16 protein-coding genes are annotated in these 18,213 nt (G+C 64.0%); 5 read left to right on the top strand and 11 right to left on the bottom strand.

From position 1 onward, the window contains the following. Window positions 1-17 precede the first annotated feature (17 nt). The gene (locus A3AI_RS0115100; protein WP_024516389.1) at window positions 18-818 is read right to left on the bottom strand and encodes a hotdog family protein; all 801 of its coding nucleotides are present in this window, start codon (window positions 816-818) and stop codon (window positions 18-20) included. 129 nt (window positions 819-947) lie between these two features. Here A3AI_RS0115100 and A3AI_RS0115095 point away from each other — a divergent pair, with 129 nt between their 5' ends. From A3AI_RS0115095 to A3AI_RS0115085, 3 genes are all read left to right on the top strand, one after another. Beyond that, on the top strand, window positions 948-2,765 hold the full coding sequence (locus A3AI_RS0115095; RefSeq protein WP_024516388.1) for an ABC-F family ATP-binding cassette domain-containing protein: 1,818 nt from the start codon (window positions 948-950) through the stop codon (window positions 2,763-2,765). A 21-nt stretch (window positions 2,766-2,786) separates the two neighbouring features. After that, complete coding sequence (locus tag A3AI_RS0115090) at window positions 2,787-3,869, top strand: D-TA family PLP-dependent enzyme (protein WP_024516387.1); 1,083 nt, start codon at window positions 2,787-2,789, stop codon at window positions 3,867-3,869. A 159-nt stretch (window positions 3,870-4,028) separates the two neighbouring features. Continuing rightward, entirely contained in the window at window positions 4,029-5,288 is a 1,260-nt protein-coding gene (locus tag A3AI_RS0115085; protein WP_024516386.1) for an MFS transporter, read from the top strand. A 181-nt stretch (window positions 5,289-5,469) separates the two neighbouring features. On the opposite strand, the gene gcvA is transcribed toward A3AI_RS0115085, so the two are convergent. After that, window positions 5,470-6,456, bottom strand: a complete 987-nt coding sequence (gene gcvA, locus A3AI_RS0115075) for a transcriptional regulator GcvA (protein ID WP_245286891.1) — start codon at window positions 6,454-6,456, stop codon at window positions 5,470-5,472. 75 nt (window positions 6,457-6,531) lie between these two features. Here gcvA and A3AI_RS0115070 point away from each other — a divergent pair, with 75 nt between their 5' ends. Then, window positions 6,532-7,278 carry an SDR family oxidoreductase gene (locus A3AI_RS0115070; RefSeq protein WP_024516384.1) on the top strand — a complete coding sequence of 249 codons (747 nt, stop codon included), beginning with the start codon at window positions 6,532-6,534 and terminating at the stop codon, window positions 7,276-7,278. A 116-nt stretch (window positions 7,279-7,394) separates the two neighbouring features. On the opposite strand, the gene A3AI_RS0115065 is transcribed toward A3AI_RS0115070, so the two are convergent. Together A3AI_RS0115065 and A3AI_RS0115060 are read right to left on the bottom strand one after the other, a co-directional pair. Then, entirely contained in the window at window positions 7,395-7,952 is a 558-nt protein-coding gene (locus A3AI_RS0115065) for a cytochrome P460 family protein (protein ID WP_024516383.1), read from the bottom strand. 290 nt (window positions 7,953-8,242) lie between these two features. Beyond that, window positions 8,243-9,145, bottom strand: coding sequence for a LysR family transcriptional regulator (locus A3AI_RS0115060; protein ID WP_024516382.1), 903 nt, complete (start codon window positions 9,143-9,145; stop codon window positions 8,243-8,245). Window positions 9,146-9,237: 92 nt separating this feature from the next. Between A3AI_RS0115060 and A3AI_RS0115055 the strand changes: the two genes are divergently transcribed. Beyond that, the gene (locus A3AI_RS0115055; protein WP_024516381.1) at window positions 9,238-10,488 is read left to right on the top strand and encodes an MFS transporter; all 1,251 of its coding nucleotides are present in this window, start codon (window positions 9,238-9,240) and stop codon (window positions 10,486-10,488) included. 7 nt (window positions 10,489-10,495) lie between these two features. Here the strand turns inward: A3AI_RS0115055 and A3AI_RS0115050 are convergent, their stop codons facing one another. From A3AI_RS0115050 to A3AI_RS0115020, 7 genes are all read right to left on the bottom strand, one after another. Further along, window positions 10,496-11,722, bottom strand: coding sequence for a BaiN/RdsA family NAD(P)/FAD-dependent oxidoreductase (locus A3AI_RS0115050; RefSeq protein ID WP_024516380.1), 1,227 nt, complete (start codon window positions 11,720-11,722; stop codon window positions 10,496-10,498). A gap of 3 nt (window positions 11,723-11,725) precedes the next feature. Beyond that, on the bottom strand, window positions 11,726-12,643 hold the full coding sequence (locus tag A3AI_RS0115045; RefSeq protein WP_024516379.1) for an SDR family NAD(P)-dependent oxidoreductase: 918 nt from the start codon (window positions 12,641-12,643) through the stop codon (window positions 11,726-11,728). 184 nt (window positions 12,644-12,827) lie between these two features. Then, on the bottom strand, window positions 12,828-13,307 hold the full coding sequence (locus A3AI_RS0115040) for a MaoC family dehydratase (protein WP_024516378.1): 480 nt from the start codon (window positions 13,305-13,307) through the stop codon (window positions 12,828-12,830). Window positions 13,308-13,323: 16 nt separating this feature from the next. Then, window positions 13,324-15,060, bottom strand: a complete 1,737-nt coding sequence (locus A3AI_RS0115035) for an AMP-binding protein (RefSeq protein WP_024516377.1) — start codon at window positions 15,058-15,060, stop codon at window positions 13,324-13,326. Then, window positions 15,060-15,950, bottom strand: a complete 891-nt coding sequence (gene mmsB / locus A3AI_RS0115030; RefSeq protein ID WP_024516376.1) for a 3-hydroxyisobutyrate dehydrogenase — start codon at window positions 15,948-15,950, stop codon at window positions 15,060-15,062. The genes A3AI_RS0115035 and mmsB overlap by 1 nt, the downstream gene beginning before the upstream one ends. Before the next feature lie 28 nt (window positions 15,951-15,978). Continuing rightward, window positions 15,979-17,070, bottom strand: coding sequence for an enoyl-CoA hydratase/isomerase family protein (locus tag A3AI_RS0115025; protein WP_036048314.1), 1,092 nt, complete (start codon window positions 17,068-17,070; stop codon window positions 15,979-15,981). Continuing rightward, window positions 17,067-18,212 carry an isobutyryl-CoA dehydrogenase gene (locus tag A3AI_RS0115020; RefSeq protein ID WP_024516374.1) on the bottom strand — a complete coding sequence of 382 codons (1,146 nt, stop codon included), beginning with the start codon at window positions 18,210-18,212 and terminating at the stop codon, window positions 17,067-17,069. The genes A3AI_RS0115025 and A3AI_RS0115020 overlap by 4 nt, the downstream gene beginning before the upstream one ends. Window position 18,213: the final 1 nt, after the last annotated feature.

Genomic DNA, 18,213 nt, shown 5'->3' with positions numbered 1-18,213 from the left:
GGCGAGGCAAGAGGACCCTACGCCGCCGCCTGCTCGCGCGGCTGGTAGATCGCGATGTGCCAGCAATGCGCCAGCGGCGTGGTGCCGTTGGCCACCACCAGCGCATCCAGCTCGACGAAGCGGTGGCCTTTCTTCTCGTAATTGCCGACGACTTTTGCCCGCGCAGTGATCTCGTCGCCCGCCTTGCCCGCGGACAGCAGCTGCATGCGGCTGCCGACGTGAATCCACGGGCCCAGAATGGCGTTGTCGACCAGCAGCCGGTTCATCACCTTCTGCAGAAGGCCGGGATGGCCGAGCCCCTCGCGCGAATAGATCGGATCAGTCTCCCTGATGTCGGCGAGATAGTCCCTGGCAGCCTCGCCCGCCCAGGCGCGCGGGGTGGTGCCCAGCCATTTGTCGAGCTCGTAGGATGATGCATCCAACGGCTTGCGCGCCACGACCGGCGCGATCTCCTTGTAATCGGCAAGCTTCAGCGCGGGCGCAACCGCCGGCAGCGACGCGCTGCCGGTAGCACAGATCTCGCCGCGGCTTTCGACCTCGAGCTCAAGCACGCCATCGCTCTCGCGCGCCCTCAAATCCACATCCTCGCCGTCATAGACCGGCTTGACGAACCGCGCGTCCATCAGCCCACGCTCCAGGAAGACGCGGCCCCATTTTTCGACCGGCAGATGCATCATGTACGCCATCACGTCGACACCGGGCACGAGCCCGCCGGAAAAGCCGAAGCGGCGGGCCACCGTGTCGTCGTGCATCTTGTTTTCAGACTGTTTGGCGGTGTTGTAAGCCGAGACGCGATAGGTGTGCAGAGTGCTGGTCATGCCGCTTCCGTGATTTGAGCTCAATCCCGCGATCATCGTACGCGAGGGAACCCCGCTGGCAAGGCCCCGCTTTCGCTCGCCATTTATGCAGGGATGAGGTACCACCCGCCCCTCACGTCAAGGAATCCAATGGCCCCGCCGCTCATCCAGCTCAAGGACATCCGTCTCACGTTTGGCGGCACGCCGCTGCTTTCAGGAGTGGAGCTGTCGGTGTCGCCGATGGAGCGCGTCTGCCTGATCGGGCGCAACGGCTCCGGCAAATCGACCCTGCTCAGGATCATGGCGGGCCTGGTCGAGCCTGATTCCGGCACCCGCTTCGTGCAGCCGGGCGCGACCGTCCGCTATCTGCCGCAGGAGCCGGATTTCGGCGAGCACAAGACGACGCTGGCCTATGTCGAGGCCGGCCTCGGCCCCGGCGACGACCATTACCAGGCGCGCTATCTGCTGGAGCAGCTTGGCCTCTCCGGCGACGCGGACCCCGCGCATCTTTCCGGCGGCGAGGCACGGCGGGCGGCGCTGGCGCGCGTACTCGCGCCCTCGCCCGACATTCTGCTCCTGGACGAGCCGACCAACCATCTGGATCTCACGACCATCGAATGGCTGGAAGCGGAGCTCGAAAACTCGCGCAGCGCGCTGGTCCTGATCAGCCACGACCGCCGCTTCCTCACCAATCTCTCCCGCGCCACCGCCTGGCTCGACCGTGGCGAGGTCAGGCAGATCGATCGCGGCTTTGCGGCCTTCGAGGCCTGGCGCGACGAGGTGCTGGCAGAGGAAGAGCGCGAGCAGCACAAGCTCGATCGCAAGATCGTCAACGAGGAGCATTGGCTGCGCTATGGCGTCTCCGGCCGCCGCAAGCGCAATGTCCGCCGACTCGGCCTGTTGCACGAGATGCGCGCGCAGCGCCGCAACTATCGCGGCACGACCGGCAACGCCAATCTCGCGGCCGCGGAAGCCGACAAGTCCGGCAAGCTGGTCATCGAGGCGAAGAACATCGTCAAGGCCTATGGCGACCGCAGCATCGTCGACGGCTTCTCGACCCGCATCCAGCGCGGCGACCGCGTCGGCATTGTCGGCCCCAACGGCGCCGGCAAGACCACGCTGGTGAACCTTCTGACCGGCGCGACCGAGCCGGATTCAGGCAGCGTACGGCTCGGCGTCAACCTCGAGATGGCAACATTGGATCAGCATCGCGAAAGCCTCGATCCGAAATCGACGCTGTCGGAAGCGCTGACCGGCGGGCGCGGCGACCATGTCATGGTCGGCGGCAAGCCCAAGCACGTCGTCAGCTACATGAAGGACTTCCTGTTCGCGCAGGAGCAGATGCGCACGCCGCTGGAGGTGCTGTCCGGCGGTGAGCGCGGTCGGCTGATGCTCGCGCGCGCACTCGCAAAACCTTCCAATCTGCTGGTGCTCGACGAGCCAACCAACGATCTTGACCTGGAAACGCTCGACGTGCTGGAGGAGATGCTCGGCGATTACGAGGGCACGGTGCTCCTGATCAGCCACGACCGCGATTTCCTCGATCGCGTCGTAACCTCGGTGATCGTGCCCGAAGGCTGCGGCAGATGGATCGAATACGCCGGTGGCTATTCCGACATGCTGGTCCAGCGCGGCGCCGACCTGAAGCGCGAAGCGGCGAAAGCGCCCGCGACCGAGGAGAAGAAGGAAGCGAGATCGGCCGCGGCGCCAGCCTTGGCTTCGGCAAAGCGCCGGCTGAGCTTCAACGAGAAGCACGCGCTGGAGACGCTGCCGAAGACGATTGCAAAATTGCAGGGCGAAATTGCAAAACAGCAGAAGCAGCTGGACGATCCCGATCTCTATGCCAAGGATCGCAAGAAATTCGAGCAGGTATCGGCTGCGATCGCAGCCGCCCACCAAGAGCTCTCCGCCGCCGAGGATCGCTGGCTGGAGCTCGAAATGCTGCGCGAAGAAATCGAACAGGCTTAATCCACCCGACAGGTTTGACCCATGACAACGCCCCTCGCCGCCAAGATCGCCCGCGACTACGGCACACCCTGCGCCGTCATCGACATGGACAAGGTCGAACGCAACATCGCGCGGGTACAGTCAGCCTGCGATGTTGCCGGCGTCGCCAACCGGCCGCATATCAAAACCCACAAGAGCCCGATGCTCGCCAAGATGCAGATCGACGCTGGCGCCAGGGGCATTACATGCCAGAAGCTCGGCGAGGCCGAGGTGATGGCGGACGCCGGCATCGACGACATCCTGATCACCTACAATCTGATCGGGGACGAGAAGATGGCCCGCCTCGCCGCGCTGCAGGCCAAGGCGAACATGACGGTGGCCGCCGACAACACAGTAGTGATCGCTGGGCTCCCGAAGGCCGCCGAGATTTCGGGCCGCTCCCTCTCGGTCGTGGTCGAATGCGACACCGGCCGCAAGCGCGCGGGCGTCGAGACGCCCGCGGAAGCGATCGCACTGGCGCGCCAGATCGCAGCAAGCAAGGGCCTCAATTTCGCAGGCTTCATGCTTTACCCGACCGAGACCGGCTGGGCCGAGGCGCAGACATTCTTCGACGAGGCGCTCAAGGGCGTGCGCGAACACGGGCTCGACGCCACGATGGTGTCGACCGGCGGCTCGCCGAACCTGATCAATCTCGGAAAGCTCAAGGGCGCCACCGAACATCGGCCCGGCACCTATATCTACAACGACCGAATGCAGGTCGCCGCCGGCGTCGCCGGCTGGGACGATTGCGCACTCAATATCTATTCAACGGTGGTGAGCCGCGCCGCGCCCGAGCGCGGCATTCTCGACGCCGGTTCCAAGACGCTGACCTCCGATCCTGGCGGTGGTCTCGACGGCTTTGGCCTGATCCTCGAGCACCCGGAAGCCAAGATCGCCCGCTTTGCCGAAGAGCACGGCTTTCTCGATCTGTCGCGGACCAACACTCGCCCCAATGTCGGCGATGTCGTCCGCATCGTACCCAACCATGTCTGCGTCGTCGTCAACATGATGGACGAGGTCGTGATGGTGCGCGGCGATGAAATCATTGGCGTGCTCCCGGTTGCAGCGCGGGGAAAGCTGCGGTGACGAACCGGGACTCAGATATCGGTGTGTCCGTATCATGCAGCGCATGCGGCTGTGCAGGTTGACACGGGCTGCGCCAGCGCTACGCTACACGAATAAAGAAGGTTCGCCAAAGAACCGAGAAAAAAGGCAGGGAACGCAAGTGACACGCGTCATCGCGTCTTGAGCGAAGCTGCGCGGAGCTCTGCGCTGGCGCCATTTCGCATCCGCAACTATCGCTTTCAATGGCCATCCGATCTCCTCACCTCATGGGCATTTGAGGTCGAGACACTCGTGCTCGGCTGGTTCATCATGGTCGAAACCGGCTCAGTGCTGCTGCTGACCGTGCTCGCATCGTTGCAATATGTGGGAACGCTGATCGCGCCTGTCTTCGGCATGGTCGGCGATCGCATAGGCCACCGGGACCTGCTGGCCGCGATGCGCTTTGCCTATACGGCGCTCTCTGCAACCATCATGGCGCTGGCCCTGAGCGGCCATCTGGCGCCGCTCAATATCATGATCATCGTCGCGATCATGGGCCTGATCCGCCCCTCCGATCTCGGTGTGCGCGGCGCGCTGCTCGCGGACATCATGCCATCAGAGCAACTGGTCGGAGCCATCAGCCTGGCGCGCACGACGCAGGACAGCGCGCGCATCGCCGGCGCGTTGACGGGCGCCGGACTGTTCGCCGTGCTTGGCATCGGGTTTGTGTATGTGGCGATCGCCTGTCTCTATCTCACGGCTGCCGTCCTGATGCTCTGCATGACCCGTCCCGTCAAATCTCACGGCGCTGCTGAACACCGGAAAGACCGGCTCGGCCCGACCCTGCTTCGGGACCTCAGGGAGGGCATTGTCCACGCTTGGAATGGTCCGGGAATGCGAGCGGCGCTGTGCGTTGCATTTCTGGCCAATCTCACCGCATTTCCCTTTACGAACGGATTGCTGCCTTACGTCGCGCGCGACATCTTTCATACCGACCAGACCGGTCTCGGCTATCTATCGGCGAGCTTCGCGGTGGGCTCGCTGATCGGTTCGATCACGCTCAGTCTCTCCGCCGGCGTGCGCATCGCGCGGCTTCTGATCGGCGCGACGCTCGCCTGGTACGCGATGCTGCTGGTGTTCGTGGAACTCAGGACAATGCCGGTGGCGATGGCCTGCCTCGTGCTTGCCGGCATCGCGCAGAGCATGTCGATGATTTCGGCTGCCGTGATCCTGATGCGCACGGCGAGTGCGCATTTGCGTGGCCGGGTGATGGGGGTGCGCATGATGGTGATCTACGGCCTGCCGCTCGGCTTGCTCGCGGCGGGCAGCCTGATCGATCTGATCGGCTATTCCGCGACCGGCACACTCTATGCGGCCGCAGGGCTCATCGCGATGATGGCGATCGCGCTGCATTGGCGCGCCGATCTCTGGCCGGTGCACGCGCCGGCGAATGCGCGTTGAAAAGATCTGGACGCGGCCGCGCTGGCGCGTTGACATAGGCATCCATGCCGGCGCACGCGCTGGCTTCGCACCGGGGGCCATTAAGGCATGATCCGGAAAAGTGTGTAGCGGTTTTCCGAAAAGATCATGCTCAATCAAAGACCTAAAGCGCGATGTCGATTCAACCAAATCTCATCGCGATTTAGCCGACGTTCGCCGCATCTGCCTTTGCTTCCGTGTAGACCCAATTCTTGAACGCCGCAATGCCGGGATCGTCATCGGCTTTCGGCCGGTGGATAAGATAGTAGGCAAGCTCGCAGCGCAACGCCTCGCCGAAAGGCCGAACGAGACGTCCCGCCGCTAAATCTCTGGCCACTAACGTGGTTCGACCCAAGGCGACACCACTTCCGTTGATCGCCGCTTGGTAGGCCGCCGCCGAGTCGTTGATTTGTAGTCCACGCTCGCAGTTGATGTCCGGAAAGCCCGCTGCCTGCAGCCAGGTTCGCCAGGTCGGGAATGCGCTTTCAAACGCCATCGAACGGTCATGAATGAGAGTGTGGTGCTTTAGGTCCTCCGGACGTCGCAGCGGGTGCGTCCCCTCGAACAACGCCGGACTGCACACCGGAAAAAACGCATCGCGCAACAGGAAGACGGACTTCAGCCCCGGCCAGCGACCATCACCGTAGCGAATGCCGACGTCCATTCTCTCGGCAGCAAAGTCAACAAGCCGACCGCTGGTATCGATGCGCAGATCGTATAACGGATGATGGGTCGCAAAGCGCTCGACGCGGGGCAACAACCATTTGTCGGCAAAGGCCGGGGGCACTGTGAGGCTGATGGTGATTTGCCCGCGCGACGCTTTCAAGCGCTCGAAGGCAACAGTCAGATGATCGAAACCAGCCTGAAGCTCCGGCAGCACCGCCTGTGCTGCCTCAGTCAACTCCAGTCGTGCGGGGCCCGCCTGCGAGCGATGGAAAAGCTCGACTCCAACGACGGCCTCCAGGGTGCGAACCAGGCTTCCCACCGCGGCGGGTGTGACCTTGAGCTCGTCCGCGGCCGCGACATAACTGAGGTGGCGGGCCGCCGCCTCGAATGCCCGAAGCGCGTTTAAGTGATTGGGCGCTCTCATAGATTTCCGCACAAATTTTTCTATGCCGCCGGCACAGATCATCTCTGTTGTGGCGCTCAAGGTCAACGATCATGGTGCTGCCTACGGATCGCGCGCTCCGGTTACCAACCCGAACCCCTGGACCTGGAGAAGATCATGAAACTGTCGAGCAAAATCGTCGTCGTTACCGGCGGAACCTCTGGTATCGGGCTAGAAGCTGCGAAGTTGTTCCGAGACGAAGGCGCTACGGTCATCATCATCGGGCAAAATCCTGCCCGGCTGCAAGCGGCAGCAAGCGAACTCGGGGACAGCGTCACCTTGCTCCGCGGCGACGTGAGCAAGCCTGCTGATATCGAGAGCATCGTCGAACAAATTCGCCAAAAGTTCCGCCATATCGATGTGCTGTTCGCAAACGCCGGCATGGGCCTTGCGGCCCCGCTGGAAGCTGTCACGGAAGATCAGATCGACGCGCAATTCGGTGTGAACTTCAAGGGCGTCTTCTTCACGGTCCAGAAGACCGCTCCCCTGTTGGCCAAAGGCGGAAGCATTGTCGTGACGACTTCGTTCCTGAACGAAGTCGGTGCACCCGGCCTTTCCATTTTGTCGGCCACAAAAGCAGCAGTGCGTTCGCTGGTGCGGTCATTGGGTGCAGAGCTTGCGCCCCGTGGCATTCGCGTGAATGCCGTGAGTCCCGGCCCGATCAGTACTCCGTTTCACGGCAAGCTCGGGCTCTCCGAGACGCAGCTAAACCAAGCAGCCTCGGCGATCGAAGATCAGGTCCCACTGCATCGTTTCGGCGAGGCCGGGGAAATCGCCAGGGCCGCCCTGTTCCTCGCGAGCGACGATTCGTCCTTCATGACGGGATCGGAGCTGGTCGCCGACGGCGGCATGTCACAGTTTTGATCTCTCGGTGCAACACAGCGGCGGCTCAGATGGCCGCCGCCTGCGGTGCAACTTCGATCTCAAATCCGGAACGAGCACCGGTTCGCACCAATCAGTCAGCCGCCCGAATCCGACACTCACCTCTTTCCGTACTCCGTGAATACGTAGTCGCGGTTCTGCACCACCGTGTGGCACGCGAACCCGCACTTCGCGTCGTTTTCCTGCGGCGGTTCGTCCGCCGTCGTGGCGGGCTTGAACGCATCGGACGCCGCATCATATTCGAACGCACCCCATCCCCATCCGCCGCTGTCCGCGAACCGCTTGCTGTCCTTCACCATGAAATCGACGTCGTGCTGGGTGCCTGGCACTGTTGGCTCACCTGGATACGCCTCTTGCTTTTTCGGGTTCCAGTGAATTTTCGCCATCTTGGCGCCGTTCGGGAAAGGCTGGCCATTGGCCGGCACACCTTCCCTGTAAGCATCGATCATTGCCGGATTCCCCACGATCACGGCAATCTTCCCACCGTTCTCGCTGATCGCGATCACCGCCCAGTCCTCGTATCCCCTGAACTCGGAGAACGCGAGCCCGTTCGGCACCTGCACGGCGTACTTGTCCTGCGCGGAAATCGCGATACCAGCCGCCCAAACGGCGGTCGACGCCGAAATGCTGAGACTGATCAGCGTACTTTTTTTCATAGTCGCATCTCCCTCATCGGCTTAGCGACGGATGACGATCGATAACCCTTTTGCTGGAAATTGCTTCGTCGCATTGTCCTCTCCAAAGCACAGGACTCGCGCCGACCTTTGCTGACGAACGACATGATTACAGCATGAATTTACTCGTCGCGAAATGGCATCCGATGCCGCGGCGTGTGACAGTATTTCTGAACTATCGGCATTGTCCGCTAATGGGCCATTCTCCGAAGCAAAGGCCCTTGAGCTACGGCGGAAAAATCGCTCGACCCGGCCCTACCGTCGCCCCACCTTTAGAGGCGCGTCAGCGCCTGCAATTCATCGTCCAGCGCATCGCGGAATGTCTTGATCGGGCGCGCCAAACGCCCGGCGGGTGGACGGTGCACCATCCAGGCACGAACTGCTGGATCGAAATTCTCGACCTTGACAAGCTTGAGCTTGCTGCGCCACGCGCTGCGCTTCAACCCGACCGGCGTCACCAAGCCGATGCCGACGCCACGCGCCACCAGCGACAGGCGAAGCTCGCTGTCCAGCGCCTCCACCGCGATACTGAATGGAAGATGCGCCGCATCGAAGCGTCGCTTCAGCACATCTCGAAACCCGCAACCATCCTGGTTGATCACCCACGACATCCGCGACAGACATTCCAGGTCGACGGACTTCGCGATCTTCATGTTGCGCGCGACGACAAAGACGACCGGTTGTGCACCAAGATCGTCGGTGACGAGATCGACCGGCGGGGTCGCCCCATCTGGCAGGCAAACCGCGGCCGCGTCCAGCTCATTGCGACAGACCCGTTCGACCTGATGCGGCGACCAACCCGATACGACCCGCACGGCGAGCGCGGGAAATTCGGCGCGTACGCGGTCGAGCGGTCCGGACAAGCCCATCTCGGACAAAAACGGCGTGAGGCCGAGCCGGAACTCGCCGCGCACCACGCCATCGTTGGCGACACCTGACTTGAGATCGTCGAGCATGCGCAGCACGCGCCGGCCGTGCTCGTAGGCCTCATATCCCGCCGCTGTCGGCTTGAGCGGCTTCGACAGCCGGTCCAGCAGCTGCGCGCCCAGCATCTCCTCGAGATTCTGGATCCGCCGCGTTACGCCCGGCTGCGTCAGGTTCAGCCGCGCGGAAGCGGCGACGATCGATCCGGTCTCGACCATGGCGACGAACGCCACGAGGTCATGCGTATTCATAACAATGCCGCATATTGTTTATCATCTTATTTGAATTGTAGCATATTATCCCGCCGGCTTAAAGGGACCTCGCACATGCAATGCGAGGTCCGATGACCATCTCTGAAACCACCACCACCTCTGAAACCACCGTCTCCGAAGCCACCCATCTTTTAGCCGCCAAGCCGATTGCCGAGCGCTCGCTGATCTGGCTCGGCGCCATCACGACCGGCGTCGTCGTCACCAATCTGTTCGCGCCGCAGATTCTGGTCGGGCTGATGGGCCGCTCGCTGACCATGACCGCGTGGCAGGCGGGCTTGATCAGTACGCTCACTCTGCTCGGCTATGCGTTCGGACTGCTCCTTCTGGTCCCGCTTGTCGATCTCCTCGAGAACAAACGCCTGATCCTGCGCACGCTGGCCTGCGCCATTGTTGCCGCACTCGGCACCGCGCTCGCGCCAACGCCGTCCCTGCTCCTCGCCGCAAGCTTCATTCTCGGAGCTTCCTGCGCGGCCATCCAGATGATGGTGCCGCTCGTTGCGTCCATGGTGCCGCCGGCCCGGCGCGGACAGGCGATCGGCGAGGTCATGAGCGGACTGATGGTCGGCATTCTGCTGTCGCGGCCGCTCGCGAGCCTGATCGCCGATGCCTGGAGCTGGCGCGGCTATTATTTCGTCTCCGCCGCGCTCATGGCCGCACTTGCATGCGCGCTCGCCCGACATCTGCCATCGCTCAAGCCGACGATGACGACTAGCTACGGCGCCCTGCTCCGCTCGTTCCCGCAATTGCTGCGGGAAGAGCCGGTGCTGCGCGTTCGCGCCTGGACTGCAGCCCTGGTCATGGCGTCGTTCACGGCCTTCTGGGCGGCTGTGGCGCTACGCCTGCCTGATGCACCATTCGGGCTCGACGCCAAGGGAATTGCGCTGTTCGCGCTGATCGGCGTTGCCGGTGCGGCCGCCACCTCGCTCGCGGGCCGGTTGGGCGATCGCGGCTGGACGCGGCTGCTGCTGGTTGGTGCGCACCTGCTGATTGTCGCCTCGGCCGGCCTGTGTGCGTGGGCACCGTTTACGGACTCGCGCATTGCGGCACTAACGGCCATGGGCATCGGTGCGATCCTGCTCGATGTCGGCATCACCGCCGACCAGACGCTGGGCCGGCGTGCAATCAACCTCTTGCGACCGGAAGCCCGCGGGCGCCTGAATGCCCTGTTCGTCGCGCTGTTCTTTCTTGGCGGCGCGGTGGGTGCGGCTGCGGCGTCCTTCGCATGGACGCATGGCGGCTGGACCCCGGTCTGCGCCGTCGCCGCCTTCTTTGGCCTGCTCGGTCTCATCACGGATGTCGCGACCAGAACCGGCACTTCGTGAACGCCTTTCAGGATGCGGCGTGTTGCGCGAGCCAGTGCAATGCGCCTCTTCCTGCCGCGACACCCGTCGCAAAGCACGCCTGCAAGAGATAGCCGCCGGTCGGCGCCTCCCAGTCCAGCATCTCGCCGGCCGCGAAAACACCCGGCAGGCGGCGGATCATGAAATCGGCATCAAGCTCGTCGAACACGATTCCGCCTGCGCTTGAGATGGCGCGCGCGATCGGCGCCGTGCCTGTCAGTTTGATCGGTACAGCGTTGATCAGCGTGGCCAGCCTTTCCGGCGAGAGCGAAGATAGCGACGCGCCCGCCGCGATCGCGGCTTCCTGCAACAGGCCAGCCCCGACCGGCGACAATTGCGCGGCTTTACGCAGGACATTCGACAACGACTGCTTGCCGCGTGGCGCCGAGAGCCGCGCGGCGAGCTGCTTCACGTCGAGACCGGGCCGTAGGGCGACGTGCAGGATTGCCTCACCCGATGTTACGACGGCTTCGCGCAGGTCCGCGGACAGCGCATAGATCGCGCCGCCTTCAAGGCCGCTGCGGGTCACCATGGCTTCGCCGCGGATGGTCTGTGGGCCGAACGACCAGGCCGCGCCTTTCAACGGCTGGCCTTCGAAACGGCTGCGAAAGACATCGGACCAGGCGACCGTGAAGCCGCAATTGGCTGATCGCAGCGGCGACACGAAGACGCCCCTGGCCGCGAGCGTTTCGGTCCACAAGCCATCCGAGCCAAGCCGCGGCCAGCTTGCGCCGCCAAGCGCAAGCACCACCGTGCGTGCCTCGACGACGCGCTCTCCCTGCGGTGCCCGAAACATCAGTCGCCCGTCATCGTCCCAGCCTTGCCAGCGGTGTCGGAATTCGAACCGCACGCCGCTGGCGTTGAGTCGACGCAACCACGCACGCAACAAGGGCGATGCCTTGAAGGCCTGCGGAAAGACGCGGCCGCTGGTGCCGACAAAGGTTGGCTGCCCCAGCGCCTCGCTCCATTCGCGCAAGCACTGGGGCGGAAAGGCCGTGATCGCCGGGTCGAGCCTAGACGTCGCCTCGCGGTAGCGCGCGAGAAATTGCGGGAGCGGCTCGCTATGGGTGAGATTGAGGCCACCCCGGCCGGCCATCAGGAATTTGCGGCCGGCCGACGGCATGGCGTCGAACACGGTGACACTGGCGCCGCCCTGCGCGAGCACCTCGGCCGCCATCAGCCCGGCGGGGCCGGCGCCGATGATGGCGGCGTCCATCACCTACAGCTTCACGCCCGCGCGCGCGGCGGCCTGGCCGACATATTTCTGGGTCTGCTGGAAGGCGCCTTCCAGCGCCTTGGCCTTGGACATGTCGGCAATCTCGGCGAAGTGCGCGGCGACGGCGTCCGGGGTCCACTCGGCTTCCGGCAGGTTGATGCCTTCGCTTTCGATGATCTTGATTAGCGCGAAAGACCCAGCCCCGGCGCCCATGATGGTGCGGGTTGGGGCGTCCTCGCTGAGCAGGAATTCCACTGCCGGCGTGATCGATTCCGGCTTCATCAAGCCCAGCGCCTGGGGCGGCAACAGCTCCTCGGTCATGCGGGTCGCAGCCGTCGGCGAGATGATATTGGCGCGAACGTTGTATTTGCGGCCCTCTTCCGCCAGCACGTTCATCAGGCCAATCATGCCCGACTTCGCTGCGCCGTAATTGGCCTGGCCGAAATTGCCGTAGAGGCCGGAGGACGAGGTGGTCAGCACGATACGGCCGTAATTGCGCTCGCGCATACCGTCCCACACCGCCTTGCAGCAATAGAAGGTGCCGACGAGATGCACGGCCAGAACCTTCTCGAAATCGGCGGGCTCCATCTTGCCGAACGATTTGTCGCGCAGGATGCCGGCATTGGCGCAGAGCAGATCGACGGCGCCCCACTGCTTGGTCGCCCGCTCGACCATGGCCTTGACCTGCTCGTAATTGGAGACGTCGGCGCCGTCGGCGATCGCCTCGCCGCCGGCCTTCTTGATCTCCTCGACCACGGCTTGCGCCGGCGTCAGCGAGCCGCCGGAGCCGTCGCGCGCGCCGCCGAAATCGTTGACCACGACCCTGGCGCCGCGGCTGGCGAGCCCCAGCGCATGCGCACGCCCCAGACCATTGCCCGCGCCGGTCACGATGGCGACGCGTCCGTCAAACCTGATTGTCATGATTTCCGTTCCTATCGTATTTTCTTGGCGTCATGCCGGGGCTTGACCCGCCTGCGCGGCCGGAGCCGTTTCGGCGAGGCGAAGGCCCGGGCATCGAGCAAAAACTGACGCTCTTTGAGCAATGATGGATTGTCGGGTCAAGTGGCTGAAGACACGCTGTCGCCCGGCAATGACGAGCCTATCCCTACTCGAAATAGATCAGCCCGATCCAGTCGGCGACCAGCGCTGGCTTGTCCTCGCCTTCGATCTCGATGGTGACGCTGGTGCGCGACTGCAGCTCCTTCTCCTTGCGGAGCTTGGCCTCCGCCAGCGTGAAGCGGCCGCGCACGCGCCGGCCTGAGCGCACCGGCGAGATGAAGCGCAGCTTGTCGAAACCGTAATTGACACCCATGGTGGTGCCTTCGATCACCGGCATCACCTCATAGGACATGATGCTAAGCAACGACATCGTGAGAAAGCCGTGGGCCACGGTGGTGCCGAACGGCGTTTCCTGCTTCGCGCGCTCGGGATCGACATGGATGAACTGGTGATCCTCGATCACGTCGGCATAGACATTGATACGGTTCTGATCGATCAGATGCCACGAGGACACGCCGATTTCGCGGCCGACCATGTCCTGATACGCCGCCAGCGAGATCGGCGGCTTCTTCCAGACTTCATTCATTCTCTGCTTTCTCTTTTCAATGATCCGCCGATCCGGCGGGGCGGACCTTCTGCAAGTCCGGAAAATCTTCTTCACGGAATTCGACGCCGCGCAAGGCATCCTCGCGATTATTGTCATGCTCAAGCCGCCGGAGCTGCACGCGGCGGATCTTGCCCGAAATGGTCTTGGGCAGCTCCGTCACCAGCTCGATGCGCCTGATGCGCTTGAACGGCGCGAGATGGGTGTGCAGATGTTGGAAGATCGAGAGCGCGGTCGCGGGCGAGCTCTCGGCACCCGCCGTCAGCAGCACATAGGCTTTCGGCACCGCGAGCCTGATCGGATCGGGCGACGGCACGACGGCCGCTTCCGCCACCGCCTCGTGCTCCAGCAGGACGCTTTCCAGCTCGAACGGGCTGATGCGGTAGTCGGAGGATTTGAAGACGTCGTCGGACCGGCCGACAAAGGTGAGATAGCCTTCATCGTCGACGAACACGACATCGCCGCTGCGATAGATCGCGCCATCGGCGCCTGCGAGCTTGCCGTCCTCGCCTTGATAGCCCTGCATCAGGCCTGCGGGCCGATCGGCGCCAAGCTTGAGCGTTACCTCGCCCTCCTTGGTGGCGTGGCCGTCCGCATCGGTGATCTCGACGCGATAGCCGGGCAGCGGCCGGCCCATCGAGCCGATCTTGACGGCCTGGCCCGGCGAGTTGCCGACAATCGCCGCGGTCTCGGTCTGGCCGTAGCCGTCGCGGATGGTGAGGCCCCAGGCCGCGCGCACCTGGTCGATCACTTCAGGATTGAGCGGCTCGCCGGCGCCGCAGACCTCGCGCAACGACACTTTGAAATCCGCGAGACGCTCCTGGATGAACAGCCGCCACACCGTCGGCGGCGCGCACAGCGTGGTGACGGCGCAGCGGCCGATGGTTGCGAGCAAGCCCTTGGCGTCGAAGCGCGGCTGGTTGACCACAAACACGGTAGCGCCTGCATTCCAGGGCGCGAAGAAGCAGCTCCAGGCGTGCTTGGCCCAGCCCGGCGAAGAGATGTTGAGGTGAATGTCGCCGGGCTGCAGGCCCAGCCAGTACATGGTCGAGAGATGGCCGACGGGATAGGAGCGTTGGCTGTGCCGCACCAGCTTCGGCTTTGCCGTCGTGCCCGAGGTGAAATAGAGCAGCATCGGATCGTCGGCCTGCGTCGGCCCGTCGGGCGCGAAGGCTTGCGGGAAATCCGCGGCCTTTTCGAACGACAGCCAGCCGTCTTGCGCAGCTGACGCGCCGACCGCAATGCGCACGAGATCGGCGCCGCCGAGTTTGTCGAATTTTGCGACCTGGTCCTGCGTCGCCACCACCACCCGCGCACGGCCGCGGTCGAGCCGGTCGCGCAACTCGTCCGCCGTTAGCAGCGTGGTCGCGGGGATCACGACGACGCCGAGCTTTATCGCGGCGAGCATGGTCTCCCAGAGCGGCACGACATTGCCGAGCAGCAGCAACAGGTGATCGCCGCGCTTCAAGCCCTGCGCACGCAGGAAGTTTGCGACCTGATTTGAGCGGCGCGACAGCGCAGCGAAGGACAGTTTTGTCTGGCGGTCGCTGCCCGCATCAACGATCCAGAGCGCGGTGCTGTCCCTGCTCTCAGGGCTCTGTGCAAGCTCCGCGTCGAACCAGTCGAGCGCCCAGTTGAACGGTATCGGCTCCGGCCAGCGGAAACCCTCGACCGCGGCGGCGTAGTCGGTGCGATGTTTCAGCAGAAAGGCACGCGCTTCCTGGAAGGTCGTCATCAGCTTTTCCCGGCGAGACTCCTAACGTGCCGGATAATACCCGAAAAATCCACCCCGCCATTCCCGGCTGCGTCAAAGGTCTTATAGATCTCCTGCGCATGCTTGCCGAGCGGCGTCGCAGCTCCAGCGGCGTTGGCGGCGTCCTGCGCCAGCGTCAGGTCCTTGAGCATCAACGCCGCAGCAAAACCGGGCTTGTAATCGTTGTTGGCGGGCGAGGCCGGAACCGGGCCCGGCACCGGGCAATACGAGGTCAGCGACCAGCACTGGCCCGAGGAGGTCGAGGCGACGTCAAACAGCGCCTGGTGCGACAGGCCGAGCTTCTCGGCCAGGCTGAAGGCCTCGCTGACCGCGATCATGGAAATGCCGAGGATCATGTTGTTGCAGATCTTGGCCGCCTGCCCTGCGCCCGCACCGCCGCAATGCACGATCTTCTTGCCCATCTTCTCCAGCACCGGCTTTGCCGCCGCAAACGCCTTGTCCTCGCCGCCGCACATGAAGGTCAGGGTCGCGGCCTTGGCGCCGCCGGTGCCGCCGGACACCGGCGCATCGATCGAGGCCACGCCCTGCTTTGCCGCAAGCGCATGGGCCTGCTTGGCGCTTTCGACATCGATGGTGGAGCATTCGATGATCAGCGCGCCCTTGGATATTGCGGGCAGCACATCGGTCCAGACTGACAGCACATGCTTGCCGGCCGGCAGCATGGTGACGACGACATCGGCGCCCTTCACGGCAGAGACTGAGCTCTCGGCAATCGCAGCACCGTCGCTTTTGGCCTGGCTGCGTGAGGCTTCAACGAGATCGAAAGCGACGACCTTGTGGCCGGCCTTGACCAGATTGGCCGCCATCGGCCCGCCCATGTTGCCGAGCCCGATGAATGCGATGGTCGCCATGTCCTAATCCTCCCGTCGAATTTGTTTCTTAACTGGCTTGGCTGAAGACGAGTTCGTCCTTGCCGATCTCCGCGAAATACGGTGCGAGCATCGCAGCCGTGACGTCCTCGATGCGCGGCGGTGACCATTTGGGATTGCGATCCTTGTCGATCACCGCGGCACGCACGCCCTCGCGAAAATCGTCGCTGCGAAACACTTCCAGCGCAGCGCGATATTCGCGCACCAGGCATTGCTCCAGCGAAGATGCGACACGCGCGAGCCGCAGCAGCTTCAACGTCACCACCATGCCGCGCGGCGATTTTTCGCCGAGCGTTCTCAACGTCGACAGCGCCAGCTCCGAGCCATCGTGCTTCAGCGCAGCGACGATGTCCTCCATGCGGTCGAAGGCGAACCATTGGTCGATCTGCGACTGTTGCGCCGCGACAGGGCCGGACGTCTCGCCCGTCGCAAAGCCCTTGATCAGCCTCTCGATCTCGCGCGACGGCGTCCCCGGCGCGACCTTGATCAGCGCCTCGCGCAACGCCGCGAGCTTGCCCGACGGCACGACCGCGTCGGCAAAGCGCGCGTGGATCGCGTCAGGGCCGTTTATGGTCTGGCCGGTCAGCCCGAAATAGGTGCCGAGCTCGCCGGGCGCGTGCGACAACAGCCAGGTGCCGCCGACATCGGGGAAGAAGCCGAGGCCGACTTCCGGCATCGCGAGCTTGGTGCGTTCGGTAACCACGCGATGGCGGCTATGGGCGGAAAGCCCGACGCCGCCGCCCATGACGAGCCCATCCATGAACGCCACATAGGGCTTCGGGTATTTCGCGATCCGGGCGTTCATGATGTATTCCTGGCGCCAGAACACCTTGCCGAGATCGCCGCCGGCCTTTGAACTTTCGTAGAGCCCGCGGATGTCGCCGCCCGCGCACAGTCCGCGGTCGCCGGCGCCTTCGAGCACCACCACGGCCACAGTGGAATCGGCCTCGAAGCGGTCGAGCGCGGCGTCGATGCCGAGCGACATCTCCAGCGTCATGGCGTTGATCGCCTTGGGACGGTTGAGCCGGATGATGCCCGCCGTCCCCTCCTTGCGCACGATCAGATCGCCTTCAACATCCGCCGTAGCGGGAGCCACATTCATCGCGCGCCCTCGATCATCTTGCGCGCCACGATCAGACGCATGATTTCATTGGTGCCTTCGAGAATCTGGTGCACGCGCAAATCGCGCACGATCTTCTCGATGCCGTATTCGCTCAAATAGCCGTAGCCGCCGTGCAGCTGCAGCGCCTGGTTGGCGACTTCGAAGCCGACATCGGTGCCGAAGCGTTTCGCCATGGCGCAGAGCATCGACGCGTCCGGATCCTTGCGGTCGAGCGCGGCGGCAGCGCGCCAGAGGAAGGTGCGCGCGGCTTCGAGCTCGGTTGCCATGTCGGCGATGCGAAACTGCAGCGCCTGGAATTCGTCCAGCCGCTTGCCGAACGCCTTGCGCTCCTTCATGTAAGCGAGCGCCTTGTCGAGAGCGGTCTGCGCGCCGCCGAGCGAGCAGGCGGCGATGTTGAGACGTCCACCGTCAAGCCCGGCCATCGCGATCTTGAAGCCGATGCCCTCGTCACCCAGGCGGTTGGCGACAGGCACACGGGCATTCTCGAAGATCACCGCCCGCGTCGGTTGTGCATTCCAGCCCATCTTGCGCTCATTGGCGCCGAGCGACACACCAGAGGTGTTGCCCTCGACGACCAGCGTCGAGATGCCGCCCGGCCCGTCGGAGCCGGTGCGCACCATCACGACATACAGGTCGCTGGAGCCGGCGCCCGAGATGAACTGCTTTTGGCCGTTGAGCACGTAGTGATCGCCCTCGCGCACCGCGCGGGTGCGCAGCGCCGCCGCATCCGAGCCGGAGCCCGGCTCGGTAAGGCAATAGCTCGCCAAAAGCTCCATGGTGCAAAGCTTCGGCAGCCATTTCTGGCGCTGCGGATCGCTACCGAAAGCATCGATCATCCACGAGGCCATGTTGTGGATGGAGATGAAGGCCGACACGGTTGGACAACCGGTCGCCAAGGCCTCGAAGATCAAGGCCGCGTCAAAGCGCGTCATCGCGGAGCCGCCGACATCGTCGCGGATATAGATGCCGCCGATGCCGAGGCCCGCGGCCTCGCGCATCACCTCGACGGGGAAATGTTTCTCCTCGTCCCAGCGCAACGCATGCGGCGCGATCTTTTCCGCGGCGAAGTCCCGCGCCATATCGCGCACCGCAAGCTGGTCTTCGTTCAGAGCGAACTGCATC

Source organism: Bradyrhizobium sp. Tv2a-2 (assembly GCF_000472425.1).
In the GTDB taxonomy this organism is placed as follows: Bacteria; Pseudomonadota; Alphaproteobacteria; order Rhizobiales; family Xanthobacteraceae; genus Bradyrhizobium.
Note: the sequence above shows the minus strand (reverse complement) of the source record. Positions and strands in the feature narration are given on the sequence as shown.

What these genes read in the sequence shown, in the direction of transcription:
- A3AI_RS0115090 (WP_024516387.1), top strand. Translation starts at nt 2,787, where the DNA reads ATGACAACGCCCCTCGCCGCCAAGATCGCCCGCGACTACGGCACACCC.
- A3AI_RS0115040 (WP_024516378.1), bottom strand. Translation starts at nt 13,307, where the DNA reads ATGAATGAAGTCTGGAAGAAGCCGCCGATCTCGCTGGCGGCGTATCAG.
- A3AI_RS0115070 (WP_024516384.1), top strand. Translation starts at nt 6,532, where the DNA reads ATGAAACTGTCGAGCAAAATCGTCGTCGTTACCGGCGGAACCTCTGGT.
- mmsB (WP_024516376.1), bottom strand. Translation starts at nt 15,950, where the DNA reads ATGGCGACCATCGCATTCATCGGGCTCGGCAACATGGGCGGGCCGATG.
- A3AI_RS0115035 (WP_024516377.1), bottom strand. Translation starts at nt 15,060, where the DNA reads ATGACGACCTTCCAGGAAGCGCGTGCCTTTCTGCTGAAACATCGCACC.
- A3AI_RS0115065 (WP_024516383.1), bottom strand. Translation starts at nt 7,952, where the DNA reads ATGAAAAAAAGTACGCTGATCAGTCTCAGCATTTCGGCGTCGACCGCC.
- A3AI_RS0115055 (WP_024516381.1), top strand. Translation starts at nt 9,238, where the DNA reads ATGACCATCTCTGAAACCACCACCACCTCTGAAACCACCGTCTCCGAA.
- A3AI_RS0115025 (WP_036048314.1), bottom strand. Translation starts at nt 17,070, where the DNA reads ATGAATGTGGCTCCCGCTACGGCGGATGTTGAAGGCGATCTGATCGTG.
- A3AI_RS0115050 (WP_024516380.1), bottom strand. Translation starts at nt 11,722, where the DNA reads ATGGACGCCGCCATCATCGGCGCCGGCCCCGCCGGGCTGATGGCGGCC.
- A3AI_RS0115100 (WP_024516389.1), bottom strand. Translation starts at nt 818, where the DNA reads ATGACCAGCACTCTGCACACCTATCGCGTCTCGGCTTACAACACCGCC.
- A3AI_RS0115020 (WP_024516374.1), bottom strand. Translation starts at nt 18,212, where the DNA reads ATGCAGTTCGCTCTGAACGAAGACCAGCTTGCGGTGCGCGATATGGCG.
- A3AI_RS0115060 (WP_024516382.1), bottom strand. Translation starts at nt 9,145, where the DNA reads ATGAATACGCATGACCTCGTGGCGTTCGTCGCCATGGTCGAGACCGGA.
- A3AI_RS0115045 (WP_024516379.1), bottom strand. Translation starts at nt 12,643, where the DNA reads ATGACAATCAGGTTTGACGGACGCGTCGCCATCGTGACCGGCGCGGGC.
- A3AI_RS0115095 (WP_024516388.1), top strand. Translation starts at nt 948, where the DNA reads ATGGCCCCGCCGCTCATCCAGCTCAAGGACATCCGTCTCACGTTTGGC.